We start from the raw sequence: 25,411 nt of genomic DNA, 5'->3' as shown, positions 1-25,411 counted from the left end.
AAAAGATGACAAAGAAAAGAAAGAAATTTTTTAGTCATAAGGAAAATAATGTTCAGTTTTTGATTGAAACTCCGAAAGTTTGATAATCTTTTTATCTTCATCAAAATCTGCTATGGTTACACCATCAAAATTATCTATACCTCCTTCATAACAACATTTAAAATACCACTCAACTACTATTGATTTATCATTTTCAATAATACGTTTTATTGTCCACTCCAAAACTTTTCCTTTATTATTCCAATTTTCAAACCAAGTTATAATCTGTGATAACCCATGATACTCTGGTCCATAACTTTCAGAATACACCGCTTGTTCTGCAAAAACATCTTTAAGTACCTCAGCATCATTATCTAGCCAAGACTGAAAATATGCCATTATAATCTCTTTCATAAAGTACGCTCCAATTGTATTGATTGTTTTACTTTATTGTATAACGACTATCCAATAAGTTCAATAACAAGCAAAAAAGCAGCTTTTCGCTGCTTTTCTCGTATCCTACAATTCTGTTCGGTTTTCGATGGCACGAAGTAGGGTAATTTCATCGGCATATTCGATATCTGAACCTACCGCTAATCCACGCGCCAAGCGTGTTACTTTGATTCCTGCAGGTTTTAGGACACGTGAGATATACATAGATGTTGCTTCACCATCTGCGGTAGCGTTGGTTGCAATAATAACCTCACTAACCTCACTATCCATTAAACGTGTAATCAATGACTTCAAATTAATATCATCAGGACCGACACCATTCATCGGTGAAATAAGCCCGTGTAAGACATGATAAAGTCCGTGATATTCTTGGATTTTTTCCATAGCTGAGACATCTTTTGAATCCTCAACCACCAAAATCACTGAACGATCACGTGTCTGATCATTACAAATTTGGCAAGGATCTTCATCAGTCAAATTCCCGCACACTGAACAATAAGTTAATTCTCGTTTTGCAGCCAACAAGTTTTTAGCAAATTCATTCACGTCTTCATCAGACATACCAATCGTGTAAAAGGCCAAACGTGTCGCCGTTTTAATCCCTATTCCTGGTAACTTTGTAAAACTATCAATTAGCTTTGCAATCGGTGTTGGATAAAGCATTTTTTCTCCTTTCTTCTGATAAAGTCACGAGCCGACCTTCGCCGACTCGAACTTCTTTTTTATTTATTAGCGTATGTTGACATGTACAAGTTAATAATGTCGCGCGCAATTAATTGGTTAGGGTGATTATCATCACTTGTCAAGTGAGGGATGATAACCGCAACCGCTATTTTAGAATCATCATTTTTTGAGTAATCGTAAGCAAGAACACTCAAGTTAACTGTTGTCACTGCATTACCATTGGCGTCAATAGCATAAGTTTCGGCAGTACCTGTTTTACCAGCGATAGTGACATTTCCACGCATGTGAGTACCAGTAGCATAACCACTTGTACTATTTACCACTTGATAGAAACCTTGTTGAAGAAGAGCCATTTCATCGCTTGAAATATTAACTTTGTTTAAAACATTAGTATCAATCGTTTTAGACAAGTTGCCAAGTCCTGTTGTGCCATCATTATCATAAACACTATCGACAATGTGTGGCGCAACACGGTTACCACCATTTGCGACTGTTGCAGCATACTGAGCAAGTTGCATTGGTGTGTAAGAATCGTACTGACCGAAGGCTTCTGTTAAGACATTACCAGGGCTGTAATCTTCTGAGAGGTAACCAGTCGTTGTTTCTGGCAAATCCATTCCAGTGCTTGTTCCTAAACCATATTCGGCATAGGTAGCACGCAGTTCTTCCATAGCTTCTTTTGTTCCAGTTGTGGCAAGTGCCATTCCAGAATAATATTCTTGCCCCATCATTTTAAGTGCTACTTGAACCATGTAAGTATTTGAAGAGTACTCAAGGGCTTGAACAGCTGTGATATTCGTTGCCCCACTACCTGTGAACCACGATTTAATGGCTGGAGAGCCAGCAAGATTGATTGACTGGTCGGCAATGACTTGGTTACCAGAAATCGCATTATTTTCCCAACCTGAACTGATAGTTGCAGCTTTGACAACTGACCCTGGAACAAAGAGGTCATTAATTGTTCCAAGAGCGTCTAGAGTTGTTGTTGATGAACCAGTTTCATGTGACAAACCTGCCATGGCTAAAATAGCACCTGTCTTAGGATTCAAAGCCACCGCATAAGCCCCTTCAGAATAAGTAGCAAAACCAGCAGCGATTGAGGCTCCGTAATACTGATTCAAAATATTTTCAACACCTGATTGGAAATCAGAGTTAACAGTCAACTTCAAATTCTTACCAGCTTTACCTTCGCTAGTAACATCATCTGCCACAACGTTACCATTCTTATCGGTAGTGATTTCACGAACTGTGTGTGTTCCTTGCAAATCATCTTCATAAGCTTTTTCAAGATAAGATGTTCCGACACGGTCATTCATTGAATAACCTTTAGCAAGATACTCTTCTGCTTCTTCAGCTGGTAAACCAGATTGTTTTGAAGAAACTGTACCAATAAGGGTTGATAGAGAACCTGTTGATGTTTGACGATCCCAATCAGTCGCAATTGAAATACCTGATAATTTTGAACGATTAGCTGTGATATAAGCAATTTGCTCATCTGTCAAATCACCAGTCGTCAAGTTAACCGTACTGAAAGTTGAGGCAGCATTCATCTGACTGAAAATGTACACCAACTTCAATTCGTCTTCTGAATAATTAATCTCATCATCCGTTACAGCCTTGACAGCATTGGCATAAACTTTTGATTCTGTTAAGTTATTACCATAATTATCATATTTTTGATTATTTGGAAGACTCTTGACTATCTTAGCATAAGTGTCTGAATCAGCTAAATAATAATCCTTTTTCTGACGTGTTGTAACATTTGTTTCTGTAAAATCAACCAAGGTCGATAGCGTTTTTGCCAAGTTTTTCATTTCCTCAGCAGTGATGGTATTACTACGTGTGAAAGCAACGACTTGTTTAACATTATTTGATACTAATAGATTGCCTGCGGCATCAAAAATTTGACCACGAGGACTTGAGGACGTTACCTTGTAGGTAGTTGATGAATTTAACTTATCATCGTAAAAAGATTTATTTAAAATTTGCATCTGTGCCAATCTTAAAATAATAATTGAAAATAAGACGACGATAACTGCAAAAATCAAATAAATACGTTTTGTAATACTGGTTGTTTTTTTGGCAATTTTGATTTTGCTCAATCTCTTCTTAACTGACATTCTTTCCTCACAATTAAAAGCTTCGTTTTATATTTTATCACAATTTACTTAAAAGAGAGTGACACAAAATGTAAAACTTTTCACTTTTTTACATCCCCACTTTTCAAGAAAAAAAGCGCACCAAAAAAGGAGTGATTTAACACTCCTTTCACTCTATTTAGCATCAACTGAAAAATCAACGCCAACTTTATCACGTAAGAATTTCCAAAGGAAATACGCAATGTAAAAATCAATTGTTCCATGAACGAGAGAACCTAACCCAATCAAGCCTACCAAAGACCAAATATAAGCTGCTCCTGTATGTGCACCAGCTGTTAAAGCAAGAACAACGATGAATTCTGCTAAACCATGTAAAATATTTAAGAAAATAGCTAATCCAAATGTCAAAACTGGCTTTTCAAGCAGTGATGGACGTTTTTTAATCATGACAGCACCAACGACTGCAAATAACAAATGCGATACAGCTCGCAAAACGATGACAATTGGAAAACCAGCTAACAAGAAACCTAGACTTGTTCCCAAAGCGACTAAAACAGCCACTTGTGGTGAAATGAACATAGCCATAAAGACTGGCACATGACTAGCTAGTGTAAATGAAGCTGGACCGATGACAACCTTAACCGGCATAACCATAGGAATTAAAATCCCAAAGGCAACTAAAATAGCTGTAAAAGCAAGAGACTTAGTTTGATGACGTCTCATATGACAACTCCTTTTATATATGATAATACCTGAATGATCCCCAATTATCACTCAGGTATGACGATAGCTTTAATCAATTAACTAACAAGCAATACACACGTTTTTTTGAAAGTAGCTAACTGACCTAGCCTATTATAAAGAAAAAAAGAACAGGTGTCAAGACACCTGTAGCTGTTTTAATTTGATTTCAAAAGCAAGCCCTTATCAGACAAGTCAGATTTGATTTCTTCAAATTCATCTTTTGAATGACATGACAAGGTATGTGTATGAATACCATCCGTTAAAGATGAAAGGAGTGTAGCATTTGAATGTTCAACCTTCTCCATAAAGTTATCAATATCTTCCTGACTTTTGATATTAAGAGGTGCTGTCAGCATCCCATAAATTGGATGTTCAACTTCCACATCAACCATAATGCCACCTTTTGAGATGACACTCTCCAATTCTTCTTTAGTATGCTCTGGACCGTGTTGACAAGCAATTTTCCCGATAAACTGGTGTGAGTAAAGTGCCTGAGATAAGACATAACCTCGTGGCGTAGAAATGACATCATGATTAGCTGCTCTCAACAAAGCCACATCTCCTACAATAATTTGGCGACTCACACCAAGTTGACCTGCTAAAACACTTGCTGAAATGGGAACTTGCGTCTGACTCAAAATATCAATAATTTTTTGACGGCGTTCTGCTGCTTTCATAAAAGCCCCCTTTACAAAATATAATACTTACTACTAATCATACCACAAATTGAACGAAAACAGAATTTCTCCGAACTCTTAACAAAAAGGGTAACAAATTCAAAAAAAGCACCCTAGGAACTAGCCTAGAATGCTTTTATATCAAGGGTTTTACGCCTTATAATCTCTTATCAGATTATTTACCCAAGAAGTATTCGTCAGTAACGTTCAATTTTTCGTCAAATTCGAATACAAGTGGTGGGAAGTTAGGGATTTCAACATCCATAATTTCGTCATCTGACAATTGTTTGATGTGTTTTACAAGAGCGCGGATTGAGTTACCGTGAGCACCTACAAAGACGTTTTTACCATCTTTAAGAGCTGGAGCGATTTTATCTTCCCAGAATGGAAGGGCACGTTCCAAAGTAACTTTCAAGTTTTCTGCATCTGGAACAACTTTGTCATCAAGGTTAGCGTAACGACGGTCAGTGTGTGCTGAGTATTGATCGTCTTTAGCCATAGCTGGTGGCAATACATCGTATGAACGACGCCAGATGTGAACTTGTTCGTCACCCCATTTTTCAGCAGCTTCAGCTTTGTTTTGACCAGTCAAACCACCGTAGTGACGTTCGTTCAAGCGCCATGATTTTTCAACTGGAACCCAAAGTTGGTCAGAAGCTTCAAGAGCAAGGTTAGTTGTTTTGATAGCACGTTTAAGAACTGAAGTGAAAGCAACATCGAATTCGATTCCTGCTTCTTTGATCAATTTACCAGCTTCAGTAGCTTGTTTAGTTCCTTCTTCTGTAAGGTCAACGTCAGCCCAACCAGTGAAAAGGTTAGCTTTGTTCCATTCAGATTGACCGTGGCGTGCAAACACTAATTTTACCATTAGATAAAGTCTCCTTTAAAATAGTCCAAAGGCTATAAATACACAGCGAAAAATAGATCTTAACCCTTACCAAGATGGCAAATCATTAAACTATTTTTGGCTCAGCATTTTAACCAATTATTATTACGACAAAAGTCGTTTACTCTTACTATTCTACCCAAAAAGCTCTAAAAAAGCTAGTATAATTGCTAATTTTCTGTAAAAGACTCTGCCATTACCAACCGTTTATTCTCATTTTTTTCAAAATAAAAAAATGGCATGACCAGCAATCGATTCTCAAAAAGAGTGATTCAATTGCGGTCATACCCCCCCACTTTCTAACGAAAATGGTAGCTTTCTATATGATTAAAGCTATTATAGTTCAAAAAATTTTCTATGTCAATTTCATTGTTCGCATGGCATTCAAGGTCGCAAGTACTGTCACACCAACGTCAGCAAAGATGGCTAGCCACATATTAGCTAAGCCTAAACTAGCGAGTATCAAGACTAAAACTTTGATACCGATTGAGAAAATAATATTTTCTCTAGCGATAGTGATTGTCTGACGTGCAATCTTGATAGCCTGCGCAATTTTTGACAAACGGTCATTCATAACCACAACATCTGCTGCTTCAATAGCCACATCACTACCAAGTCCGCCCATGGCGATACCGACATCAGCTCTAGCTAATACAGGAGCATCATTAATCCCATCACCAACAAATCCGACTGTGGCACGAGGAGATTTTTTCTCCAAATAACCTTCCAGTTCACTGACCTTATCAGCTGGCAATAGCTCCGCTTTGTAATCTGTCATAGACAAGTCACCAGCAATTTTTTCAGCTACTTCATGACGGTCTCCTGTTAACATGACAAGATTTTTCACACCAGCTTTTTTAAGTTGTTCCAGAGCTTCCTTGGTATCTGATTTAATACAATCTGAAATAACGATATGACCAGCATAAGCACCATCAATAGCCACATGAACAATCGTTCCGACTTTATGGCAAGGTTTCCATTTAGCTCCTAAGCTATCCATAAATTTAGTATTTCCGACAGCCACATCATGACCGTTTACCTTAGCACTAATACCGTAACCAGATTTTTCAGTCACATCTGTAATCGAACAATCATCTGCTTCTTTTTCATAAGCTTCACGAAGTGATTGAGCAATCGGGTGACTTGAAAAACGTTCTACGTGACTAGCTAAATGTAGTAAATGCTCTTTCTTAATATCATCTGAATGAAGAGCCGTTACCTCAAAAACACCTTCTGTCAAAGTCCCTGTTTTATCAAAAAGCAACGTTTCAAGTGAAGCTAAACTTTCAAGATAGTTTGAGCCTTTAATGAGAACACCAGCTTTTGAGCTTGCTCCCAAACCGCCAAAAAAGCTAAGCGGAATAGAAATGACCAAAGCACATGGACAAGAAATAACAAGGAAAGTAAGCGCACGGCTCAGCCACTCTGGAAAATTCCCTACAAAATCACCTGAAAATACTGGCGGTAAGAAAGCTAAAATCAAAGCAGCAATAACTACCGTTGGCGTGTAAACTTCTGCAAACTTAGTCATAAAACGTTCACTCTTTGATTTATTAGCTGTCGAATTTTCAAGCAAATCTAAAATCTTACTCAAAGTTGAATCTTCAACACGATGCAAAACTTTAACACGAATCACACCAGTCATGTTAATCATCCCTGAGAGAACTTGGTCACCAACCTGAACACTTTGTGGTAAACTTTCTCCTGTCAAAGCTGCTGTGTCAACTGAAGACTCACCAGAAACCAAGATACCATCAATCGCAACCTTCTCCCCAGGTTGAATCACAATCACTTGGCCTTCTTGTAAGTCTTTCGGATCAACATCAACCGTTTGACCACCTTCTTCCAAATGAACAAGGCTAGGTCTCAAATCTAGCAATTCTGAGATTGATTTTTCACTGCTACCTTCAGCAATATGCTCAAAAAATTCACCAACTTGGTAGAAAATCATTACAAATACAGCTTCAGCAAATTCAGCCTCACCAGTCATAAAACTAAGAGCAAATGCTCCAAGTGTCGCTAGTGACATCAAAAAATGTTCACTAAAGACTTTCCCTTGACTTATTTTTACCAAAGCTTTTTTCAAAACATCATAACCAGCCATTAAAAATGGAATGGCATATAAAAAAGCTTGAGCTACTAAGCCCAGATGGTTCGAGCGAACCACAAGGAAAACGACAAGAAAAACTAGCGCTGCTAGCAAGATGCGAGCGAGCTTCTTTTTATGTTTATGTGACATGATTAATCCTCCTGATAATGCTCTACAACAGACTCCAAAACTTGGCTAATATGCTTATCAGCAAGGGCATAAATCTGATTTTTTCCTTCGCGTCGAACAGAAACAATCTTGAGATTTTTTAGCATAGTCAACTGATGTGAAATCGCTGATGGCGTCATCTCTAAAATTTCTGCTAATTCACTAGATTTTAATTCTCCCTTGCTTAAACAAGAAATAATTTGCAAACGCGTCGTGTTTCCCAAAGCCTTAAAAAAGCTGGAAACATCCGTTAGCAAATCACCTTTTAGCAACTTTTGTGATTCATTAGTCTCAATCATCTTAATTATCTCCAATATCTTTTATAAAACATTTGAACAATTACTCAAATGTTCTACTGTAATCACTATATCACTTTCACAAAAACTATGCAAGCATGAACTAACTTTGTTTAATTCGAGAGGTATTTTTCATTTTTTCAGTCTATTAACAAGATAAAAAACACAAAAAGCGCCCTAAACAAAGCAAAATCTTTCTATTTTTTATAAAAATATCAGAAATGTTCGGAAAAAGACTTGCTTTCAGGTTACTGAAATAGTAAAATGTTTCTTGTAATATCAGAAAATTCACTATTGTGTGATAATAGATTTTTGGAGGACTTTATGGTTTCAACTGCAACAAAAATTGGAGCTTTCGATTTTGACAACTGCTTGATGAACGCTGCTGGCGTTTATTGTATGACTCGAGAAGAATTAGCTGAAATTGAGGCTTCTGCTGCAGGCTCTTTCGTCACAAAAACTGGAACATTGGCTGCGCGTCCAGGAAATCCCGAACCGCGTTACGCTGATACAGCTCTTGGTTCAATCAATTCTATGGGACTGCCAAACAATGGTTTCCAATATTATCTTGACTACGTTACTGAACTCCAAAACACACCAAATAGTAAAAATCACTTCTTGTCACTTGTTGGTATGTCTGAAGAAGAAACACATACTATCTTAAAAACAGTTCAAGAGTCTGACTACCAAGGACTTGTAGAATTAAACCTTTCTTGTCCAAATGTCCCTGGTAAGCCACAAATCGCTTATGATTTTGAAACAACTGAACGAATTTTAAAAGATATCTTCACATACTTTACAAAACCTCTTGGAGTTAAATTGCCTCCATATTTTGACATTGCGCACTTTGACCGTGCAGCAGCTATCTTCAATCAATTTCCACTAACTTTCGTTAACTGCATCAACTCAGTCGGGAATGGTTTGGTGGTTGACGATGAAACTGTTGTTATCAAACCTAAAAATGGTTTTGGTGGCATCGGTGGCGATTATGTAAAACCAACTGCTCTTGCCAATGTCCATGCCTTTTACAAACGCCTAAATCCTTCTATCCAAATCATCGGTACTGGTGGGGTCAAATCAGGTCGTGACGCTTTTGAACACATCTTGTGTGGTGCAAGTATGGTTCAACTAGGAACAATTCTTCACCAAGAAGGTCCTGCTGCCTTTGCCCGCATCACAGAAGAACTTAAAGCTATCATGGAAGAAAAAGGTTATGAAAACCTAGAAGACTTCCGTGGCAAATTGAAATATATCGACTAATAAAAAAATAAAAAGAGCAAGGACATGTTGTCCTCACTCTTTTTAGGATTTGCCACCTCCTACAGTTGACATAGAAGCTCTTCTCATAAGAGAAAAGAGTTCCTAATTGATTAATTATTACGCATTAAGTTCAAAATTGGTTTTTTGATAAGTAGCAACAATGCACCAATACCAAGACATACAAGTCCTAAGATACCGAAGAATGCTACTTCGGTGTCTTTAGTAAAGTATGGTGTAATCAAAGCATTCACTGCTTGTGAAGTTGAGTCTGCCAAGAACCAAAGTGCAACCATTTGTGATTGGAATGCAAGTGGTGCAAGTCTAGTTGAAACAGATAGACCTACTGGAGAAACTAACAACTCACCAGCCATTTGAACGGCAAACATTACTACCAACCAGATAAAGCTCACACGGTTGTTTGTTCCATACAACATACCTGGCAAAGCCATGATCATGTATGACACACCAGTTAACAACAATCCTAATCCAAATTTTGTAACCGCTGATGGTTGACGTTCACCCATTTTGTTCCAAATCCAAACAAATAATGGTGTCAAAATAACGATGAACAATGGATTAAGCAATTGATACCATGAAGGGTCAATGTAAAGGTTAATACCAAAGATTGTTGGATGCAAGTTTGTACGAGTTTCACCCCAGACAGCAATAACTGTCGCACTTTGTTCTTCAACTAACCAGAAAACGATAGAAGACAAGAACAATGGAAGGTAAGCCAACAATTGCTTACGTTCTGTACTTGAAACTTTTTTAGATGCGAACATCAAGATAAAGTAGATAAATGGGATGAAGATACCAGCCATTGATAGAATATTGATGACGTTATCAACGAATTTAGCTGGGCTTGCTTGGTAAAGTAATGTTCCAGCAACAGCTAAGATAACAAAACCAATAACTGATTTGATTGCTAACCCTTTTTTCTCTGCTGTCGTTAATGGATTGGAAGGTTTGTTTCCAATTTCTGGGAATTGCTTCATTCGTCCATACCAATAAACAAATAGAGCAAATACCATACCAATAGCGGCAAGAGAGAAACCTAAGTGATAGTTGATACTTTGTCCAACTGTTCCTACTACGATAGGAGCAAGCAATGAACCGATATTGATACCGATAACAAAGATATTGAAACCTGTGTCACGACGAGGATCGTCTGGTTCATATAAGTGACCAACCATATTTGAAATGTTTGGTTTCAACATCCCTGTTCCCAAGATAATCAAGAATAGTGAGATGAAAAGAGACGTCAAGCCAAACGGAAGAGCTAAAACAACGTGCCCTAGGGTAATAAGAATACCACCGATAAAGATTGTTTGAGATGCGCCAAGGACGCGGTCTGCAAACCATCCACCAATAATACCAGAAAGGTATACAAGAGCTCCATAGATACTTACAATAGCCATTGCTTGTGGCTTAGGAAGTCCTAACCCTGCGTTAGCTGAAGTAACAGATGCGTACAAATAGTAAATTAAGATTGCACGCATTCCATAATACGAGAATCGTTCCCAAAGCTCTGTTTGGAATAAAGTAAACAAAGCCTTAGGCTGTCCAAAAAATGTTTTTTCTTTATTTTTTTCCATACAATCCATTATATAGATTTTTTTTAATTTGGGCAATAGAAATTTTATTTAAAATATTAAGTAAATTCTTGAAAATAGATATAATCACAGCAAATTCCTCTCAAAATCAACATCTTTTTCAAATGACTTGCTCAAAAAAATAGCGCCACAAAGGCGCTATTTTTGGGCTTTTAAAGAGGCTGAGTCAAAAATACTCAGCCTCTCAATTTATAAAATTGTAATAAATATACGCATTTCAACAATTTGGAAATAAATTTTTGAAAATGACTGTCAAAAATATGCCAGCTTTAAGTGACTTAGTTTTCTTTGCAAGTTAGATTTCCTGTTTTAGACAATTTTTAATTATTAATGCGAGCACTCACTGCTGACTTAGCCATAATACACTTAGAAATCAGCTCTCACCCCAACTTCCTTATTCTTTACCAATTATCCCAAAAATCACTGTCGTCTTCGTCTGGGCTTGTTTTATCGTCTTCTTCTGCTTGATCTTGAATGATGATATTTCCATTTTCATCAACTTTTGGTTTCATGGCAAGTCCCACCATAATCAACATCACTGCCTTAAAAAGTGAAAAAGCACCTAAAAAAATAACAACTAACAAAAGTGTTTTATCCATGATTCAACTCTTTCTTTGCATTTATCACACGTAAATTCACGATATTTCTATGTTCGATTATAACATAAAAGCATGGATTACTTTGACTTATTACTGTAAAACTTTTCCTCTTTACAAGAAAAAAAGAGCCTTGCCAGACTCAACAACAGTTGATATGACAAGGTTCTTTTCTATGTAATTATTTTACAGCGTCTTTAAGTGCTTTACCAGCTTTGAATGCAGGTACTTTTGAAGCTGCAATTTCAATTTCTTCACCAGTTTGTGGGTTACGACCTTTACGAGCTGCGCGTTCGCGAACTTCAAAGTTACCAAAACCGATTAATTGAACTTTTTCGCCTTCAGAAAGGAAGCTTTCGATTGCTGAGAATACTGCATCTACAGCTGCTGCTGAATCTTTTTTAGTAAGCTCAGTTGCTTCTGCAACTTTAGCGATTAAATCTTGTTTGTTAGCCATTTAACAAATCCTCCAATTAATTTCTAAGCGTTAACACTTTAACAAAGTCTATGATACCCAAAAAAAGGCTTAAGGTCAAGTATTAAACGTTTAATTAGCTGTTTTTCTTGTAAATATCAAAGTTAAATTGATCGCCTACAAGATCGATTGTTGTCGCTTTCAAAAAGATGCCAGCATCGTTTTTTATGTTCTGAATATTGATATTAATAACAGACTCTTTTGGCAAAACTTCCACAAAATTTGGAAGGTCAACACTTGATTTTAAGTACTTCAAAACTTCTGATTCTGGCAATGTTAGTGTCCCAACTGAAAATGAAGTGATTTTTAGCTGAATAGCACCTGATTCTAGGCGACTTGGTTGGAAATAAATGTAAAGTGGTACTTCATAACCTAAAAAAGTGTAAGTTCCTTCAAACAAAATCGCTGATGAAGTTGCGTAAACATTGTAAGATGAATTTTTCGTTTGGTAATCTTTCAAATATGAGGCAACTGTGTCATTCAATTGCTCACGTGTCGTTGAGACCGTCCCAACTTTGACACTTTTAGATTTTTTTGAAGTAATTATTTGTGCTGCTGGTTCTCTGACTTGGATTAAGCGGCTAGCAATCACTCCCACAAAAGCCACATTAATAGCTAAAATGAGAAGGCACGCCCACTTCCACCAGTTAGTCTTTGTTCCATTCGTTTTTAGTTTCATTGATTTTCTCCATTGTTACGTCTGACATAATTTGATAGCCAATATTATTCGGGTGGAAATGGTCACCGCTAAACAGCGCATCGTTGATAACCGTTGTTTGGTCACCAGATGTTGACACAATTCCTTCTTGACCATCAATTCCTTTATAAAGTTGATCATTGATTGGAACGAAGTAAACATGACGGTACTCTTTTGTCACGCTCTCAGTAGCATCATTCCAATCATTGATGATTTCTTGCATCTCCGTCATTTCAGGGAAATTCAAGTAAAACGGATTATAAATCCCCAAAATATAAATTGGCAAATCTTCATTTTCTGAGCGAGCTAGCTCAATAATCTGACGTAGCCGTTTTTGATAAGACTTGGCAGGCTTTTTAAAGGTTGCCACAGATAATTTCGTCAAATGCTTACGAATGACGGCCATGACATCATTTCCCCCAACGGTTAGGGTCATCATATCCGCTTTGGCTAAGGAATTTTGGATGTCTTGCTTGTCTTTCATTCGCGTCAAAATCTGATTGCTAGTATTTCCTGAAACACCGTAGTTATCATGTGTGACTTGATAATGATAAGCATCTGTTAAACTTTGGGACAGAATTGGGACAAAACCACCTTGATTAGTTGTATCGCCAATCCCTTCGGTCAAGGAATCACCAATAGCCACATAACGAAATGACTTTGTTTTCTGAGCTAAGAAATCCTTTTTGGTTAATTCTTGATCTGATTTTGGAATCAAAATATTAAAAACGGCGATAAACAGAAGAAGGCTTGCTAAAAAGAAAGCAAACCCAGTTAAAAAATTCTTTTTCTTATTCATAGCGTACCATAACCGCAAAAGCGTCTTCACCAGTGTGCGTTTGAATGATTGAACCAGTTTCTAAAACAGCAATTGGAGCACCTAAAACTTGCAGCTTTTCTTTAAAGCCATTTGCCATATCAGCCGTTCCACAGTATGAAATGCCGATTTCAGCGACTTTTTTGCCAGATGTTTGTGCATGCTCAATAAAGCTATCAAGCCATTTGTTAAATGTTTTAACACCACGACCTTTGATAACTGTGTTCAATTCGCAATCAATCATTTCCATAACCACTCGAATGTTAAGTAGTGAGCTAAGAAGACCAGTAACGCGTCCAATACGTCCACCCTTAACCAGATTTTCAAGAGTTGAAACACCAATGTAAAGTTCTGATTTTTGGCGAACTTCTTCAACTTTTGCAAGAACTTCTTCCAAGCTTGCACCTTCCTGAGCTAATTTGGCAGCTTGCACCACTTGGAATTTTTGACATTGGTCTGTAAATGTTGAATCGATAACCGTTACGTCCGCTCCAGCAAGATTAGCCCCTTGACGAGCTGCTTCAACAGTTCCTGAAAGTGTATGCGTGATGTGAATTGAAACAATGTGCTCAGCACCATTTTTCATCAAATTTTCGTAAACTTCTGCAAACACACCAACTGGGGGTTGACTTGTCTTAGGCAGTTCTTTGCTATTGCGCATCATGTTAAGGAATTTACCTTCCTCTTTCATGTCGTTATCAGAATAAACAACACCATCAATCATAACTGACAATGGCACAACTGTAATATCATATTTTTCAACTAATTCTGGTTCAATCGTTAAAGATGAATCTGTAACAATTTTAATTTTACTCATTTTTTATCCTATCATACTTTCAAAACTTTATATCAAAATTTTATCCTAACAATCATTATACCAAATTTTTAGCAGTTGGGGGACATTTTATCAGGATGGTGTCTAGAAGACAAAAAAAGAAGCCCTGGGGCTCCTATTTTATTTCTTTAGCAATTCACGCGCTTGTTCACGTGCCATTTCCGTAATATCACTACCAGCAAGCATTTTAGCAATTTCTTCCACACGCTCTTCTTCACTTAACAAACGCACCGTTGAAACTGTTGTGTTTTCATCGCTACGTTTTTCAATAAAGAATTGATAATCCGCAATCGCAATCACTTGTGGTAAGTGTGAAATCGCCAAAACTTGCCCATGACTACCAATTTTATAGATTTTCTGTGCAATAGCTTGAGCTACACGTCCAGAAACACCTGTATCAACCTCATCAAAGACAATACTTGTCTTGTCTTCTTTACGTGAAAAGGCAGATTTTATAGCCAACATTAAACGTGAAATTTCACCACCAGAGGCTACCTTAACCAAAGGCTTGAAACCTTCACCAGGGTTAGTTGAAATGTAAAATTCAATAGCTTCATTCCCATCACGATTGAATTTTCCCTTGCTAAATTGCACTTGAAAATCAGCCTTTTCCATGTACAAATCAGCCAGTTCTTGCTTGATTTCAGCTTCTAAATCTTTGGCAAGTTTGTGACGTTCTTGAGCAAGTTCATCTGCAGCTAAAATTAATTCTTTTTCCAGATGTTTAAGCTCTTTTTCCATATCATCAGATGACTCATCATTGCCAGTCAAAAGATTGTATTCTTTGGTGATATTTTCGTAATAATCTAAAACATCATCAACACTGCCACCGTATTTACGGGTAATGCTGTAAATCACTTCTAAACGAGCTTCAATTTGTTGAAGACTACCAGCATCAAAATCAAGCTCATCAATAACATCACCTAAGTGCTTAGTCACTTCTTCTAAAATATAATAAGCTTCAGAAACATTTGATGACATATCTTTGTAATCCGCATCGAATTCTTCCAAGGTCATCAAGTTGTTCATAGCTGAACGAATGTTTGACAAGCTTGAAAACTCTTCATCATCAAGCATGACATAAGCATTTGTCAAAGTATCTGCAATATGCTTGTGATTAAGCAATTTATCACGTTTTTGATTTAAGGTTTGGTCTTCACCTGATTTTAGGGCAGCTGCTTCAATCTCTGCAATTTGAAATTCCAGCATTTCAATACGCGCTTTGTGCTCTTGCTCATTTTTTTGCTTGGTTAAAACACGTTTACGCAAGCGGCGATAACGTTCAAAAAGGTCTTGGTAGTGTTTCTTGACCGAAGCAAATTGGCTATCCCCAAATTCATCCAGCATACGAATGTGCATGTTTGGTTTCATTAATTCTTCTTGGTCATGTTGCCCATGAATATCAACCAAATATTGACCAACAGCACGAAGCGTTGTCAGGTTAACCATTTGTCCATTAATCCTACCAATCGAACGACCATTTTGCAAAATTTCACGACGAATAATTAATTCTTCCGTAACTTCAATGCCGTTTTCTTCCAGAATTTGCGTGAGCGCAGCATTTTCACCAACTGAAAACAGACCTTCAATTTCAGCTTTATTTGCCCCGTGACGGATGACATCAAGACTCGCACGCGCACCAAGCATGAGATTCATGGCGTCGATAATAATAGACTTCCCTGCACCAGTTTCACCCGTCAAAACGGTCATGCCATTTTCAAAAGTCAATGAGATTTCTTCAATGATGGCAAAATTTTTAATGGAAATTTCTAAAAGCATAGAACGACCTTTCTTATTTGTGGTCTGTCATCCATTTACGAACTTCTTGGCGAATGGCTGCAGCATCTTCTGCTGTTTTTGCGACCACTAACAAACTATCATCATCAGCAATAACGCTAAAAAGACTATCTTTGAAATCTTCCAACAAGAAACGTTTGATTAAGCGGCTGTTTCCTGGAATGACATCAAGATTAATCATGTTTTCAAGACCTGCAGTTTCCTCTGAAACTGCAAGGACAGTGCTTTTAATTGGAACAGACACTTGTCCAACTTTTTTAGTTTTATCTTTTGAAAGGCCATAAATGTATGGTCCATCAACTGACGGCACTTTGATGATACCAATCTCATTCATATCACGAGAAATGGTAGCCTGTGTCAAAGTGAGTCCTTCAGCCTCAAGCAACTTTAGCAAATCATGCTGTGTTTCGACAGCATTTTCAGCAACAATCTTTTTAATTAATTCTAAACGTTCACTCTTTTTCATCTTTAAATTCCTTATGCGCTTTTTCAACAATTTCTGGAATCATAGCAGCAACTAAATTTTTCGCATCAGCTGATTTTTGCAAATGCGCCAAAAATTCAATATTACCATGTCCACCTTGGATAGGCGAGAAATCAAGCCCTTTAACTGTAAATCCGAAATCGACAGCAAAACTTGTCACAGTTTCCAAAACTTTTTGGTGCACAGCTTTGTCACGAATGATTCCATTTTTTCCGATTTGGTCACGTCCAGCTTCAAATTGTGGTTTGATAAGAGCTACTACTTGACCATCATCAGCCAAAATATTATGAAGTGCTGGCAAAATCAAATTCAGCGAAATAAAGCTGACATCGATACTAGCAAAAGTTGGTTGCCCTTCGGTAAAATCAGCTAATTCAGCATAGCGGAAATTATATTGTTCCATACTACGCACACGTTCGTCTTGACGTAGTTTCCAAACCAATTGGTTGGTTCCCACATCAACAGCATAAACCAATTTTGCACCATTTTGTAGCATCACGTCTGTGAAACCACCTGTTGAAGCACCAATATCAATCGTTGTTTGACCATCAACAGAAATCTCAAAAACTTGCAAAGCTTTTTCAAGTTTTAGTCCACCTCGGCTGACGTATTTTAATTTTTCACCCTTTAGTTTTAATTCTGTTGCATCATCAATTTTTTCACCTGGTTTGTCGTAGCGCTCGCCGTTAATAACATTGACCACTAGACCAGCCATTACTCCACGTTTTGCCTGCTCACGTGTCTCAAAAAGCCCTTGTTTATAGGCTAGTACATCAACTCTTTCCTTAGGCATTTAGTCGTAACCTTTCTATCATTTCTGTGATTTTTTCTGCATGTAAGCCATGAGTGGCTGAGAGGTTTTTGAAAATCGCTAGCGCTTGGTCAAGCGATTGATTTAAAATCTCATAAGACTTATCTAAACCAAGTAAGCTTGGATAAGTCGCTTTGTCAGCTAGTAAATCTTTTTTCGGTGTTTTTCCAATTTCTTCAAAACTTGCTGTCACATCTAAAATATCATCGCGAACTTGGAAAGCAAGCCCAATCAAGCTTCCTGCTTTGCGCAGCTCCTCAAGTTCTTCAGTAGCTACTCCTGCAACAATACCAGCCGCCACAACAGGGAAGGTTAATAATTTTCCTGTCTTATTTGCATGAACCAATTGCAATTCTGAAAGGCTGAGTTTGCGTTCTTCACCTTTCATATCAAGCATTTGACCACCAACCATACCATAAGTTCCTGAAGCATGTGATAATTCTGCAATCAAACGAATTTTGATGTCAGCTGTTAGCGCAGCATTTGCCACCAAATCAAATGGATCTAAAAAGAGACTATCTCCAGCCAAAATCGCTGTTGCTTCATCAAATTTTTTGTGATTTGTTAAGCGTCCGCGACGATAATCATCATCATCCATGGCAGGTAAATCATCGTGAATCAAACTACCTGTGTGAATCATTTCAAGAGCAGCAGCCACATCATAATGAGCATCTGTCAACGACACCCCAAATCCTTCTAGTAATTCTAGAAAAATCAATGGACGGATACGTTTGCCCCCAGCATCAACAGAATACAAGATTGACTCAATCAAATCTGGTGATACTAAATCTTTTTGTTCGTAATATCGATGAATGGCTTGACCAATTTTACTTACTTTATCCATTAGGCATCCATTTCTGTTTCAGTTCCGTCAGCTTGCATCACTTTAACAAGTGTTTTTTCAGCTGAATCTAGTGTTTTTTGCAATTCTTTCGAAAGAAGCATTCCTTTTTGAAATTCAGCAATAGCGTCTTCAAGAGCCACATCGCCGTTTTCAAGTTTTGTTACAATCGCTTCTAAATCTTGTAAATTTTCTTCAAATGTTTTTTTACTTGGCATCTTTTACCTCCACTTCGAGTTGACCGTCTTTTAATTGAACCGTCAATTTGTCTCCTAGATTGACATCGGTCACACTTGAGATGACTTTATCATCTTTTTGCACCATCGCATAGCCCCTAGCAATAATACGGCTAGTATCAAGGGACAATAAGGCATCTTGTGCCTTTTCAAATCGAGCTAACTTACTATCGTATTGACTAGTCATATTTGATAACAATAAACGTCTTAAACCTTGCAAATTGTCTTTGTAATGCTTAATCTGACTATCAAAATCCAAAGCAAGTAAACGCTGGTGTAATAACTCTTGACGTTGTTTAGCTTGGCTAAATTGATTTTGCATGGTATTTGTCAAGGACATGATCAAGCGATCCAGTTTTTGAACATAACCATCATATAAACGCTCTGGCTGTCTAAAAATCACTGAATTAGCTAATTTATCAAGACGTTCTTGACTTTGCTTAATGCGACGTAGAGCAGCTTGATAGATACGATTATCACGTTCAGCAATCCAAGAAATAATATCAGCCTTAGTCACAGGTGTCGCAAGCTCAGCAGCCGCTGTCGGAGTCGCTGCACGACGGTCGGCAACATAATCTGCTAAGGTCGTGTCCGTCTCGTGTCCCACACTCGAAATGACTGGCAAACGAGATTCAAAAATCGCTTGAACAACAATTTCTTCGTTAAAAGCCCACAAGTCCTCGATGGAGCCACCACCACGACCAATAATCAAAAGATCTAAATCATCACGTTCGTTTGCCTTAGCGATATTAGCAGCCACTTCCTGACTAGCACCTTCGCCTTGAACCTTTGTTGGGAAAAGCAAAATCTCAACCCCAGGAAAACGACGCGACACTGTCGTGATAATATCTCGAATAACCGCACCACTTGGACTGGTTACCACACCGATTTTCTTCACAAATTGTGGCAGTTGACGCTTATGACGCTCATCAAAATAGCCTGCTTCTGCTAATTTCTTCTTCAACTGTTCAAATTGCAGCGCTAAAGCACCAATACCGTCTGGCTCTGCCTTTTCAATAATAATAGAATATGACCCACTCGGTTCATAAAGTTGGACACGTCCCACAACATTGATTTTCATGCCTTCTTCAAGCTCAAAACCAAGTTTTTTAAAAGTTCCTGCCCACATTGTCGCTTGAATCACTGCATTTTCATCTTTCAAAGAAAAATATTGATGCGTTGGGCGACGACGAAAATTGGAAACCTGACCTGTCAAATAAACTCGCTCCAAATATGGATCACGATCAAACTTCAATTTAAGGTATTTAGTTAAGGTCGAAACACTTAAATAATCTGACATGACAGGCTCCTTTCCATAGCATTTTTGACTTCATACAAATTTTGCATATCATTTACTATTATAGCAGAAAAAAACTGTCCAGTGGACAGTTTTTTCTCGAGCCTAAAAATTCAAAAGCGAGTTATGTCCAGTGGACAGTTTTTTCATGAGCCTGAAAATTCAAAAGCAAGTCTGCTGAAAATCGAAATTTTTTCTAATTCTAGGACCTCTAACTAATGCACACTAACGATAACTCCTTCTGGCATGTTCTCAAAAAGCCACTTGGCATCTTCTTTTGATAACCTAACATTCCCGTCAGTACACGCCTTTCCGAGTTTCTTCGTCTCTCCTTTCAAGATCTTTCCTTTCCAATCCGTCGGAAGACTTTGAAATTGATAACCCCCATGGTCTTTAAAGGATACCCAGTAACAGACACCTCTGTTCAAGCTATCATCATAAGAAAAGTCACCACGTTCTGCCTCGATAGCAAATTTCCCCGTTGGTGTTGGCGTATCTTTTGCCCCAGTCGATACTTTGGTTTTAAAAATGACATCATTTTTAGAATAAACAATCATTTTCTGCTGTGAAATTGACACTAAAATACTTAAATGATCATACTTTGACAAGTCAGGATAAATTTTCCTCTGAGTTTTCTTCATGCTTTTTTCAAAAGCATACTCATCAAGTTTAACCTCAGATTCTCGATGAGTAACGATTAGTTGTCGACAAAGACCGTAGCCAACCACTAGGTTAGCAAAAGTCAAAAGTAAGATAAGAACCTTTTTTGAAAACTTCTTTCGCATTTTCCCTTTTCCTAAACTCTACCTCGACCAATTTAAGCACTGGTAGAAGCCCCTTCTCCTTTTAATCTATTAAAACGTAACGTCTTAAACCACCATAGCTAAGATAAGAAATCCATTGATGACCATCCGCATACAAAGTCTTGTCATAGTGGACTTGGTAACCTACATCAAGCGTGAATTCTGTTGGTGCTGATAAACGCGGTTGACTCTTGACCTCTTTTGAACTTGTAAAAGTATAAGTCCCACTTTGTGGCATCGCTGGTGCCTTAGGTGCTTCAAGGGTTGTTTTAACACCACCAACACCTCTCAAAGAACCATCTGCTTGCTCATAATAAAGGTGGATATTGTACTCACCATAATTATTTTTATGGTCACTAACATTAACCCTTGTCTTGTAACTACCATCAGCTTGTTTTGTTGCAGTGTACCAAATAATGTCATCTTGTCCTCCCTGCGTTGACCAGACTGGTACCTTAACTGCTTTCAGCGAACCAGGATTAGACACATTAGTTACCAAAACATCAAAACCTGCTGCAGACTGATTGCTAATGTGTAAATCGCCCGACAATCTTGCTTCAGGAATCGTCACTTGAGTTCCCGCAACACCTTGCAGCTGACCATTTGATTCTACATAATAAAGGTGAATATTATAGACGCCTCGTTCATTACGATGGTCTGATAGTTTGACATTTACCTTATAAGTACCATCACTTTGTTTGACACCATCGTACCAAATGATATCGTCTTGGTCATTCTTGACGGTCCAGATAGGAACCTTGACGGCTGATACACCATTGGCATCTGAAATATTCGAAATAACCACATCAAAATCACCGTTAGCATGATTATTAACCGAAATATCTCCTATTGGTTTTTGATTTGTCAAAGTTGCAATTGGAATATAGCGACGAACGCCACTATGGCTGACATAGGAAATCCATTGATGATTATCAGCCTCTAAAACTTGGTCGTAGTAATCTAATTTATAACCCTTTTCAAACGTAAATTCAGTCGGTGCCGACATACGAGCTTCATTTTTTACTTCTACTGTATTTTCAAATGTGTAAGATCCTTGAGCAGGAAGCATTTGGGCACCTGTTGCTTTTTCTGGTAAGGTAACTTGCTTTGCTTCTACTCCTTGAAGGTGTCCGTCACTTTCTTGATAATACAAGTGAATATTGTAGGTTCCTGTTTCACCTTTATGATCCACTGTACTCACATGAACTTTGTAATCACCATTACTTTGTCTAGTAGCATCGTACCAGATGATATCATCTTGATCGTCCTTAACAGTCCAAACAGGAACTTTAACATTTGTAATCCCCTTAGGATCTGAGACATTTGTTACTAGGACATCAAAGCCTTGGCTTGTCACATTTTGAAAATTAAGTGAGCCAGATAATTTTTGAACAACTTCAGCTGTTAATTTAGAAATAGCAGCATAACGGCGTTGACCTGAATAAGAATTATAAGAAATCCATTGATAACCATCTCGTGTTAAGACTTGGTCATAAAAAATACGGTCACCAGCGTTAGCATAAAAAGCAACTGGAGCTGAGACACTCGGCTCATTTTTTACTTCTGTCTTTTGAGAATAAGTGTAATAACCTTGGCTTGGCAAATTACTTTGAGCAGTAACAGACACTTTTGATTCTCTAACAAAAGACTCTTGATTGGCTTTTGCTTCACCTGCTAAAGTAGTCGCATCAACAGTGACAGTCTCAGGAAAGTCCGCTGACTGATTAATTTCTTCGCTAACAACGGTCTCTTGTTCTGGCTGATTTTCTTCTGTAGATACTTGATTATCCTTTAAAGCTAAGTCTTGACCAGCATTCACAGCTTCTTCTTTAGCACTAATATCAAGCACTTCACTAGGCTGATTGACTTTAGAAACAAGTTCTCCCTCACTTGTTTCCTGCTTAGTATTTTCGTTAGTTACTACCTGATTATTACCTGATTGAGTGACTTGTTCTTGTAACATGGTATCCGCTGACAAGATATCCTCAGCTGCTACAACATGTCCTCCCATAAATAGCACACTTGCTACCAAAACAGATGCAACTCCAATGCTATATTTACGAATTGAAAAGCGTTGTGCTCTTTGATTAAAGTTACCTTTTTTCATAATATCTTTCCCCTCTTAATCTTAAAAAATTCCCAATTTAATGTTTAAAATATGGATGCTCAGAATCAGAAGCACATTGTCCAATAATAAGACAATCACTTGTCCTTACTTCTCCCAAAAACGGATCACCAATTCCCTTCGGTACCACAATAAATGCTGCACTTTCAGTCAATGAATTGGGATCATAAATTGTCCCAAAACAAACATTACCTTTAACAATATTTGTCTTGACTTGATAAGGTGACTGTGTTCGTGAAAGACTTGCCTGCCCATCTTGCGCTAAGGTGACTGATTCTCCCAAATCATTACTCCAAGTCCCAGCAAGGCTAGAAAAATCACCATAGGCAAGACACTCAAAATCAATGTCTGACTCACTTGGCTGATTCGCCTGATCTTGACTAGGTGAGACCACCTTAGTTTCATCATCTTGCGCTTCATTTCCCGCAGCAGTCATATCCGTAACAGAAGGTGATGATGCCACAACTTCTTGATTGGTTGAAACGTTTGGCTTCATCACTTTCTTTTCAGCTCTACTTTTACTTGTTCGAGTCACTTTTATGTGACTACTACTAGCAGGTTTGGCCCTTTCAGTCCTTGAACAAGCTCCCAATAAAAATAACGAGCACAGTAATGTTACAGTTACTTTACATTCTTTTTTCATAAAATTCTCCTGAACCATCGCTGATAAAAAAGCGATAAATATCGTTGTATCAGCATTTAACAGCTAATTTATTTTATAGAATCGGCCAATTCTGCCAATATTATAGAGTAGTTTTTTACAGAAGTCAATATAAAACTGTAATATTTGTAACATTTTTGAAATATTTTATTTTGTAAGTATTTTGGAGAACAAAAAAGTACACTTTTTATAACAAAAAGTGTACTTTCCTATTTTATTCTGATAATTTTTTCATGACTTTTGGAAGAACTGCGCTGATTGTTGTCGGTAAAACGACATAAGCTTCTTGACTGAGTTGTTCAGCGATCGCTGAGTGCAAATACGTTGCTACTGCAACACTCTCAAAGAGATTATCCTTAAACTGAGCCACAAAACCAGCAATCATTCCACAAAGGGTATCACCCATGCCACCAGTTGCCTGATAAGGACCACCAACGGTTAATTCTCCAACTTGGCTACCTTGTAAGATTTTGGTGTGATGACTTTTAGCCACTAAAATCGTCTCTTTTGGAAAATGAGCCAGAGCTGCTTGGGTCTTTTCAAGACTTTGGTCAGCAATTGCCAAACCAGACAGACGTTCCCACTCCTTTTGGTGCGGTGTTAAAATAATGTGACCTGCCTGACAGAAAACTGGCATGACTTTGGCAAGCAGATTTAAGGCAGAACCATCAACAAGCAAAATCTGTTTTTCAGAAACTTTAGAAAGCACTTCTTCAAACACGCGTTTAGCTTTGCTATTTTCCCCTAAACCAGGACCAATCAAAACCACATCTGCCTTGGCAAGATTTTCCGCTAAGAATTCTTCGTCCTCACAATCAAAGGCCATAGCTTCTGGTAAATGAGCGTGAAGCGCTGCAATATTCTCGCGCTCCGTCGCTACTGTCACTAAACCAGCACCGCTTTTAACCGCAGCTAAAGCACTCATGATGATAGCCCCGCCATAAGGATAAAAGCCACCAATCAAGAGCACGCGCCCATAAGTCCCCTTATGGGAATCCGCTTGACGTTTGACAACAACCTTGCGTGCTAAGCGTTCGTCAATAATCATGCTTTCACACTTCTAAGAGCTGATTGATAAGTTTGCTCCATCAGCATGGTAATTGTCATTGGACCAACGCCTCCAGGAACTGGTGTGATGAGACTAGCTACTGGTTCAACTTCATCAAACTTAACATCCCCGATTAATTTGCCATTTTCATCACGGTTCATACCAACATCAATGACTACAGCGCCTTCTTTGACGAATTCCTTAGTCACAAAATGTCCTTGACCGATTGCCACAATCAAGACATCAGCTTGTTTTGTTACACGCGCCAAGTCCCGAGTACGTGAGTGCGCTAGTGTCACTGTTGCATTTTTATCAAGCAAGAGCTGCGCCATTGGCTTTCCGACAATATTTGAACGACCGATAATAACTGCCGTTTTTCCTTCTAAATCAACTTCGTAAGCACGCAATAATTCCATGATTCCAGCTGGCGTACATGGCACCATGACAGGACGTCCATTCCAAAGGTGTCCTGTATTGATAGGGTGAAAACCATCCACATCTTTTTTAGGATCAATTGCCAAAATCACACGTTTGTCGTTAATGTGGGCAGGAAGTGGTAGCTGTACCAAAATCCCGTGGAAGCGATCATCGTTATTATATTGCTCAATGACTTGAATCAATTCTTCTTCGCTAGTTGATTCTGATAAACGAACCGTTTCACTCAAGAATCCAGCTTTCTTAGCAGAACGCTCTTTATTACGCACATAAACCTGACTAGCGGGATCATCACCAACCAAAATCACCACTAGACCAGGTACAATACCAGCTTCAGCTTTTAATTTTTCAACTTTCTCAACTAATTCATTTTGCATTTTAGCAGCTAAAGCTTTACCATCTATAAGTTTTGCCATGAAATTCTCCTGAAAATATATTTCTTTTATTATACCAGAAAGCGACTTCATAATAAAATATTTTTTGATGAATTATCAGAATATTCTAT

At 38.0% G+C, this 25,411-nt stretch carries 26 protein-coding genes; 1 reads left to right on the top strand and 25 read right to left on the bottom strand.

What is annotated here, in order from left to right:
• Window positions 1-30 precede the first annotated feature (30 nt).
• The 8 genes from GPZ88_RS07305 to GPZ88_RS07270 form a co-directional block, all read right to left on the bottom strand.
• On the bottom strand, window positions 31-393 hold the full coding sequence (locus GPZ88_RS07305) for a nuclear transport factor 2 family protein (RefSeq protein WP_039691029.1): 363 nt from the start codon (window positions 391-393) through the stop codon (window positions 31-33).
• A gap of 105 nt (window positions 394-498) precedes the next feature.
• On the bottom strand, window positions 499-1,095 hold the full coding sequence (gene recR / locus GPZ88_RS07300) for a recombination mediator RecR (RefSeq protein ID WP_166043848.1): 597 nt from the start codon (window positions 1,093-1,095) through the stop codon (window positions 499-501).
• Between the two features lie 59 nt (window positions 1,096-1,154).
• Entirely contained in the window at window positions 1,155-3,236 is a 2,082-nt protein-coding gene (pbp2b, locus tag GPZ88_RS07295; protein WP_166043846.1) for a penicillin-binding protein PBP2B, read from the bottom strand.
• Between the two features lie 153 nt (window positions 3,237-3,389).
• Window positions 3,390-3,938, bottom strand: a complete 549-nt coding sequence (locus tag GPZ88_RS07290; RefSeq protein ID WP_074559529.1) for a hypothetical protein — start codon at window positions 3,936-3,938, stop codon at window positions 3,390-3,392.
• Between the two features lie 176 nt (window positions 3,939-4,114).
• Window positions 4,115-4,636: a transcription repressor NadR gene (locus GPZ88_RS07285; protein ID WP_039697260.1), complete on the bottom strand. Its 522-nt coding sequence runs from the start codon at window positions 4,634-4,636 to the stop codon at window positions 4,115-4,117.
• Window positions 4,637-4,811: 175 nt separating this feature from the next.
• The gene (locus GPZ88_RS07280) at window positions 4,812-5,504 is read right to left on the bottom strand and encodes a phosphoglycerate mutase (protein ID WP_020916409.1); all 693 of its coding nucleotides are present in this window, start codon (window positions 5,502-5,504) and stop codon (window positions 4,812-4,814) included.
• Between the two features lie 373 nt (window positions 5,505-5,877).
• On the bottom strand, window positions 5,878-7,761 hold the full coding sequence (locus GPZ88_RS07275) for a heavy metal translocating P-type ATPase (RefSeq protein ID WP_074626037.1): 1,884 nt from the start codon (window positions 7,759-7,761) through the stop codon (window positions 5,878-5,880).
• A 2-nt stretch (window positions 7,762-7,763) separates the two neighbouring features.
• The gene (locus tag GPZ88_RS07270; RefSeq protein ID WP_006531516.1) at window positions 7,764-8,078 is read right to left on the bottom strand and encodes an ArsR/SmtB family transcription factor; all 315 of its coding nucleotides are present in this window, start codon (window positions 8,076-8,078) and stop codon (window positions 7,764-7,766) included.
• 321 nt (window positions 8,079-8,399) lie between these two features.
• Between GPZ88_RS07270 and GPZ88_RS07265 the strand changes: the two genes are divergently transcribed.
• Entirely contained in the window at window positions 8,400-9,335 is a 936-nt protein-coding gene (locus tag GPZ88_RS07265; RefSeq protein ID WP_158913335.1) for a dihydroorotate oxidase, read from the top strand.
• A gap of 110 nt (window positions 9,336-9,445) precedes the next feature.
• Here the strand turns inward: GPZ88_RS07265 and GPZ88_RS07260 are convergent, their stop codons facing one another.
• The 17 genes from GPZ88_RS07260 to GPZ88_RS07180 form a co-directional block, all read right to left on the bottom strand.
• The gene (locus tag GPZ88_RS07260; protein ID WP_081341867.1) at window positions 9,446-10,930 is read right to left on the bottom strand and encodes a peptide MFS transporter; all 1,485 of its coding nucleotides are present in this window, start codon (window positions 10,928-10,930) and stop codon (window positions 9,446-9,448) included.
• Between the two features lie 419 nt (window positions 10,931-11,349).
• The gene (locus GPZ88_RS07255; protein ID WP_166043844.1) at window positions 11,350-11,547 is read right to left on the bottom strand and encodes a hypothetical protein; all 198 of its coding nucleotides are present in this window, start codon (window positions 11,545-11,547) and stop codon (window positions 11,350-11,352) included.
• 178 nt (window positions 11,548-11,725) lie between these two features.
• Complete coding sequence (locus tag GPZ88_RS07250; RefSeq protein ID WP_009853724.1) at window positions 11,726-12,001, bottom strand: HU family DNA-binding protein; 276 nt, start codon at window positions 11,999-12,001, stop codon at window positions 11,726-11,728.
• Window positions 12,002-12,095: 94 nt separating this feature from the next.
• On the bottom strand, window positions 12,096-12,698 hold the full coding sequence (locus tag GPZ88_RS07245; protein WP_166043842.1) for a YpmS family protein: 603 nt from the start codon (window positions 12,696-12,698) through the stop codon (window positions 12,096-12,098).
• Entirely contained in the window at window positions 12,667-13,515 is an 849-nt protein-coding gene (locus GPZ88_RS07240) for an SGNH/GDSL hydrolase family protein (protein ID WP_166043840.1), read from the bottom strand. Before GPZ88_RS07240 ends, GPZ88_RS07245 begins: the two co-directional genes overlap by 32 nt.
• Window positions 13,508-14,350 (bottom strand): DegV family protein, encoded by an 843-nt coding sequence (locus tag GPZ88_RS07235; RefSeq protein ID WP_158913331.1) that lies wholly within the window; start codon window positions 14,348-14,350, stop codon window positions 13,508-13,510. Before GPZ88_RS07235 ends, GPZ88_RS07240 begins: the two co-directional genes overlap by 8 nt.
• A gap of 138 nt (window positions 14,351-14,488) precedes the next feature.
• Complete coding sequence (gene recN / locus GPZ88_RS07230) at window positions 14,489-16,147, bottom strand: DNA repair protein RecN (RefSeq protein ID WP_166043838.1); 1,659 nt, start codon at window positions 16,145-16,147, stop codon at window positions 14,489-14,491.
• 13 nt (window positions 16,148-16,160) lie between these two features.
• On the bottom strand, window positions 16,161-16,631 hold the full coding sequence (locus GPZ88_RS07225; RefSeq protein WP_074563288.1) for an arginine repressor: 471 nt from the start codon (window positions 16,629-16,631) through the stop codon (window positions 16,161-16,163).
• Window positions 16,618-17,442 carry a TlyA family RNA methyltransferase gene (locus GPZ88_RS07220; RefSeq protein WP_133018057.1) on the bottom strand — a complete coding sequence of 275 codons (825 nt, stop codon included), beginning with the start codon at window positions 17,440-17,442 and terminating at the stop codon, window positions 16,618-16,620. Before GPZ88_RS07220 ends, GPZ88_RS07225 begins: the two co-directional genes overlap by 14 nt.
• Window positions 17,435-18,304 (bottom strand): polyprenyl synthetase family protein, encoded by an 870-nt coding sequence (locus tag GPZ88_RS07215; RefSeq protein WP_157628806.1) that lies wholly within the window; start codon window positions 18,302-18,304, stop codon window positions 17,435-17,437. The genes GPZ88_RS07220 and GPZ88_RS07215 overlap by 8 nt, the downstream gene beginning before the upstream one ends.
• Window positions 18,304-18,519, bottom strand: a complete 216-nt coding sequence (locus GPZ88_RS07210; protein ID WP_006531527.1) for an exodeoxyribonuclease VII small subunit — start codon at window positions 18,517-18,519, stop codon at window positions 18,304-18,306. The genes GPZ88_RS07215 and GPZ88_RS07210 overlap by 1 nt, the downstream gene beginning before the upstream one ends.
• Window positions 18,509-19,837, bottom strand: a complete 1,329-nt coding sequence (gene xseA, locus GPZ88_RS07205) for an exodeoxyribonuclease VII large subunit (protein ID WP_157628805.1) — start codon at window positions 19,835-19,837, stop codon at window positions 18,509-18,511. Before xseA ends, GPZ88_RS07210 begins: the two co-directional genes overlap by 11 nt.
• Before the next feature lie 212 nt (window positions 19,838-20,049).
• A complete protein-coding gene (locus GPZ88_RS07200) occupies window positions 20,050-20,619 on the bottom strand; it encodes a L,D-transpeptidase (protein WP_166043835.1) in 570 nt (189 codons plus the stop codon).
• A 61-nt stretch (window positions 20,620-20,680) separates the two neighbouring features.
• Entirely contained in the window at window positions 20,681-22,744 is a 2,064-nt protein-coding gene (locus GPZ88_RS07195; protein WP_074626051.1) for a GBS Bsp-like repeat-containing protein, read from the bottom strand.
• 37 nt (window positions 22,745-22,781) lie between these two features.
• A complete protein-coding gene (locus GPZ88_RS07190) occupies window positions 22,782-23,258 on the bottom strand; it encodes a DUF6287 domain-containing protein (protein WP_081348692.1) in 477 nt (158 codons plus the stop codon).
• A gap of 379 nt (window positions 23,259-23,637) precedes the next feature.
• On the bottom strand, window positions 23,638-24,471 hold the full coding sequence (locus tag GPZ88_RS07185) for an NAD(P)H-hydrate dehydratase (RefSeq protein WP_166043833.1): 834 nt from the start codon (window positions 24,469-24,471) through the stop codon (window positions 23,638-23,640).
• A complete protein-coding gene (locus tag GPZ88_RS07180) occupies window positions 24,468-25,322 on the bottom strand; it encodes a bifunctional methylenetetrahydrofolate dehydrogenase/methenyltetrahydrofolate cyclohydrolase (protein ID WP_039697272.1) in 855 nt (284 codons plus the stop codon). Before GPZ88_RS07180 ends, GPZ88_RS07185 begins: the two co-directional genes overlap by 4 nt.
• Window positions 25,323-25,411 lie beyond the last annotated feature (89 nt).

It is taken from the genome of Streptococcus ruminicola (genome assembly GCF_011387195.1).
Taxonomy (GTDB): Bacteria; Bacillota; Bacilli; order Lactobacillales; family Streptococcaceae; genus Streptococcus; species Streptococcus ruminicola.
Note: the sequence above shows the minus strand (reverse complement) of the source record. Positions and strands in the feature narration are given on the sequence as shown.

Bases quoted from the DNA above. Each gene is read 5' to 3' on its own strand.
- GPZ88_RS07305 (WP_039691029.1), bottom strand. From the start codon at position 393: ATGAAAGAGATTATAATGGCATATTTTCAGTCTTGGCTAGATAATGAT.
- recR (WP_166043848.1), bottom strand. From the start codon at position 1,095: ATGCTTTATCCAACACCGATTGCAAAGCTAATTGATAGTTTTACAAAG.
- pbp2b (WP_166043846.1), bottom strand. From the start codon at position 3,236: ATGTCAGTTAAGAAGAGATTGAGCAAAATCAAAATTGCCAAAAAAACA.
- GPZ88_RS07290 (WP_074559529.1), bottom strand. From the start codon at position 3,938: ATGAGACGTCATCAAACTAAGTCTCTTGCTTTTACAGCTATTTTAGTT.
- GPZ88_RS07285 (WP_039697260.1), bottom strand. From the start codon at position 4,636: ATGAAAGCAGCAGAACGCCGTCAAAAAATTATTGATATTTTGAGTCAG.
- GPZ88_RS07280 (WP_020916409.1), bottom strand. From the start codon at position 5,504: ATGGTAAAATTAGTGTTTGCACGCCACGGTCAATCTGAATGGAACAAA.
- GPZ88_RS07275 (WP_074626037.1), bottom strand. From the start codon at position 7,761: ATGTCACATAAACATAAAAAGAAGCTCGCTCGCATCTTGCTAGCAGCG.
- GPZ88_RS07270 (WP_006531516.1), bottom strand. From the start codon at position 8,078: ATGATTGAGACTAATGAATCACAAAAGTTGCTAAAAGGTGATTTGCTA.
- GPZ88_RS07265 (WP_158913335.1), top strand. From the start codon at position 8,400: ATGGTTTCAACTGCAACAAAAATTGGAGCTTTCGATTTTGACAACTGC.
- GPZ88_RS07260 (WP_081341867.1), bottom strand. From the start codon at position 10,930: ATGGAAAAAAATAAAGAAAAAACATTTTTTGGACAGCCTAAGGCTTTG.
- GPZ88_RS07255 (WP_166043844.1), bottom strand. From the start codon at position 11,547: ATGGATAAAACACTTTTGTTAGTTGTTATTTTTTTAGGTGCTTTTTCA.
- GPZ88_RS07250 (WP_009853724.1), bottom strand. From the start codon at position 12,001: ATGGCTAACAAACAAGATTTAATCGCTAAAGTTGCAGAAGCAACTGAG.
- GPZ88_RS07245 (WP_166043842.1), bottom strand. From the start codon at position 12,698: ATGAAACTAAAAACGAATGGAACAAAGACTAACTGGTGGAAGTGGGCG.
- GPZ88_RS07240 (WP_166043840.1), bottom strand. From the start codon at position 13,515: ATGAATAAGAAAAAGAATTTTTTAACTGGGTTTGCTTTCTTTTTAGCA.
- GPZ88_RS07235 (WP_158913331.1), bottom strand. From the start codon at position 14,350: ATGAGTAAAATTAAAATTGTTACAGATTCATCTTTAACGATTGAACCA.
- recN (WP_166043838.1), bottom strand. From the start codon at position 16,147: ATGCTTTTAGAAATTTCCATTAAAAATTTTGCCATCATTGAAGAAATC.
- GPZ88_RS07225 (WP_074563288.1), bottom strand. From the start codon at position 16,631: ATGAAAAAGAGTGAACGTTTAGAATTAATTAAAAAGATTGTTGCTGAA.
- GPZ88_RS07220 (WP_133018057.1), bottom strand. From the start codon at position 17,442: ATGCCTAAGGAAAGAGTTGATGTACTAGCCTATAAACAAGGGCTTTTT.
- GPZ88_RS07215 (WP_157628806.1), bottom strand. From the start codon at position 18,304: ATGGATAAAGTAAGTAAAATTGGTCAAGCCATTCATCGATATTACGAA.
- GPZ88_RS07210 (WP_006531527.1), bottom strand. From the start codon at position 18,519: ATGCCAAGTAAAAAAACATTTGAAGAAAATTTACAAGATTTAGAAGCG.
- xseA (WP_157628805.1), bottom strand. From the start codon at position 19,837: ATGTCAGATTATTTAAGTGTTTCGACCTTAACTAAATACCTTAAATTG.
- GPZ88_RS07200 (WP_166043835.1), bottom strand. From the start codon at position 20,619: ATGCGAAAGAAGTTTTCAAAAAAGGTTCTTATCTTACTTTTGACTTTT.
- GPZ88_RS07195 (WP_074626051.1), bottom strand. From the start codon at position 22,744: ATGAAAAAAGGTAACTTTAATCAAAGAGCACAACGCTTTTCAATTCGT.
- GPZ88_RS07190 (WP_081348692.1), bottom strand. From the start codon at position 23,258: ATGAAGCCAAACGTTTCAACCAATCAAGAAGTTGTGGCATCATCACCT.
- GPZ88_RS07185 (WP_166043833.1), bottom strand. From the start codon at position 24,471: ATGATTATTGACGAACGCTTAGCACGCAAGGTTGTTGTCAAACGTCAA.
- GPZ88_RS07180 (WP_039697272.1), bottom strand. From the start codon at position 25,322: ATGGCAAAACTTATAGATGGTAAAGCTTTAGCTGCTAAAATGCAAAAT.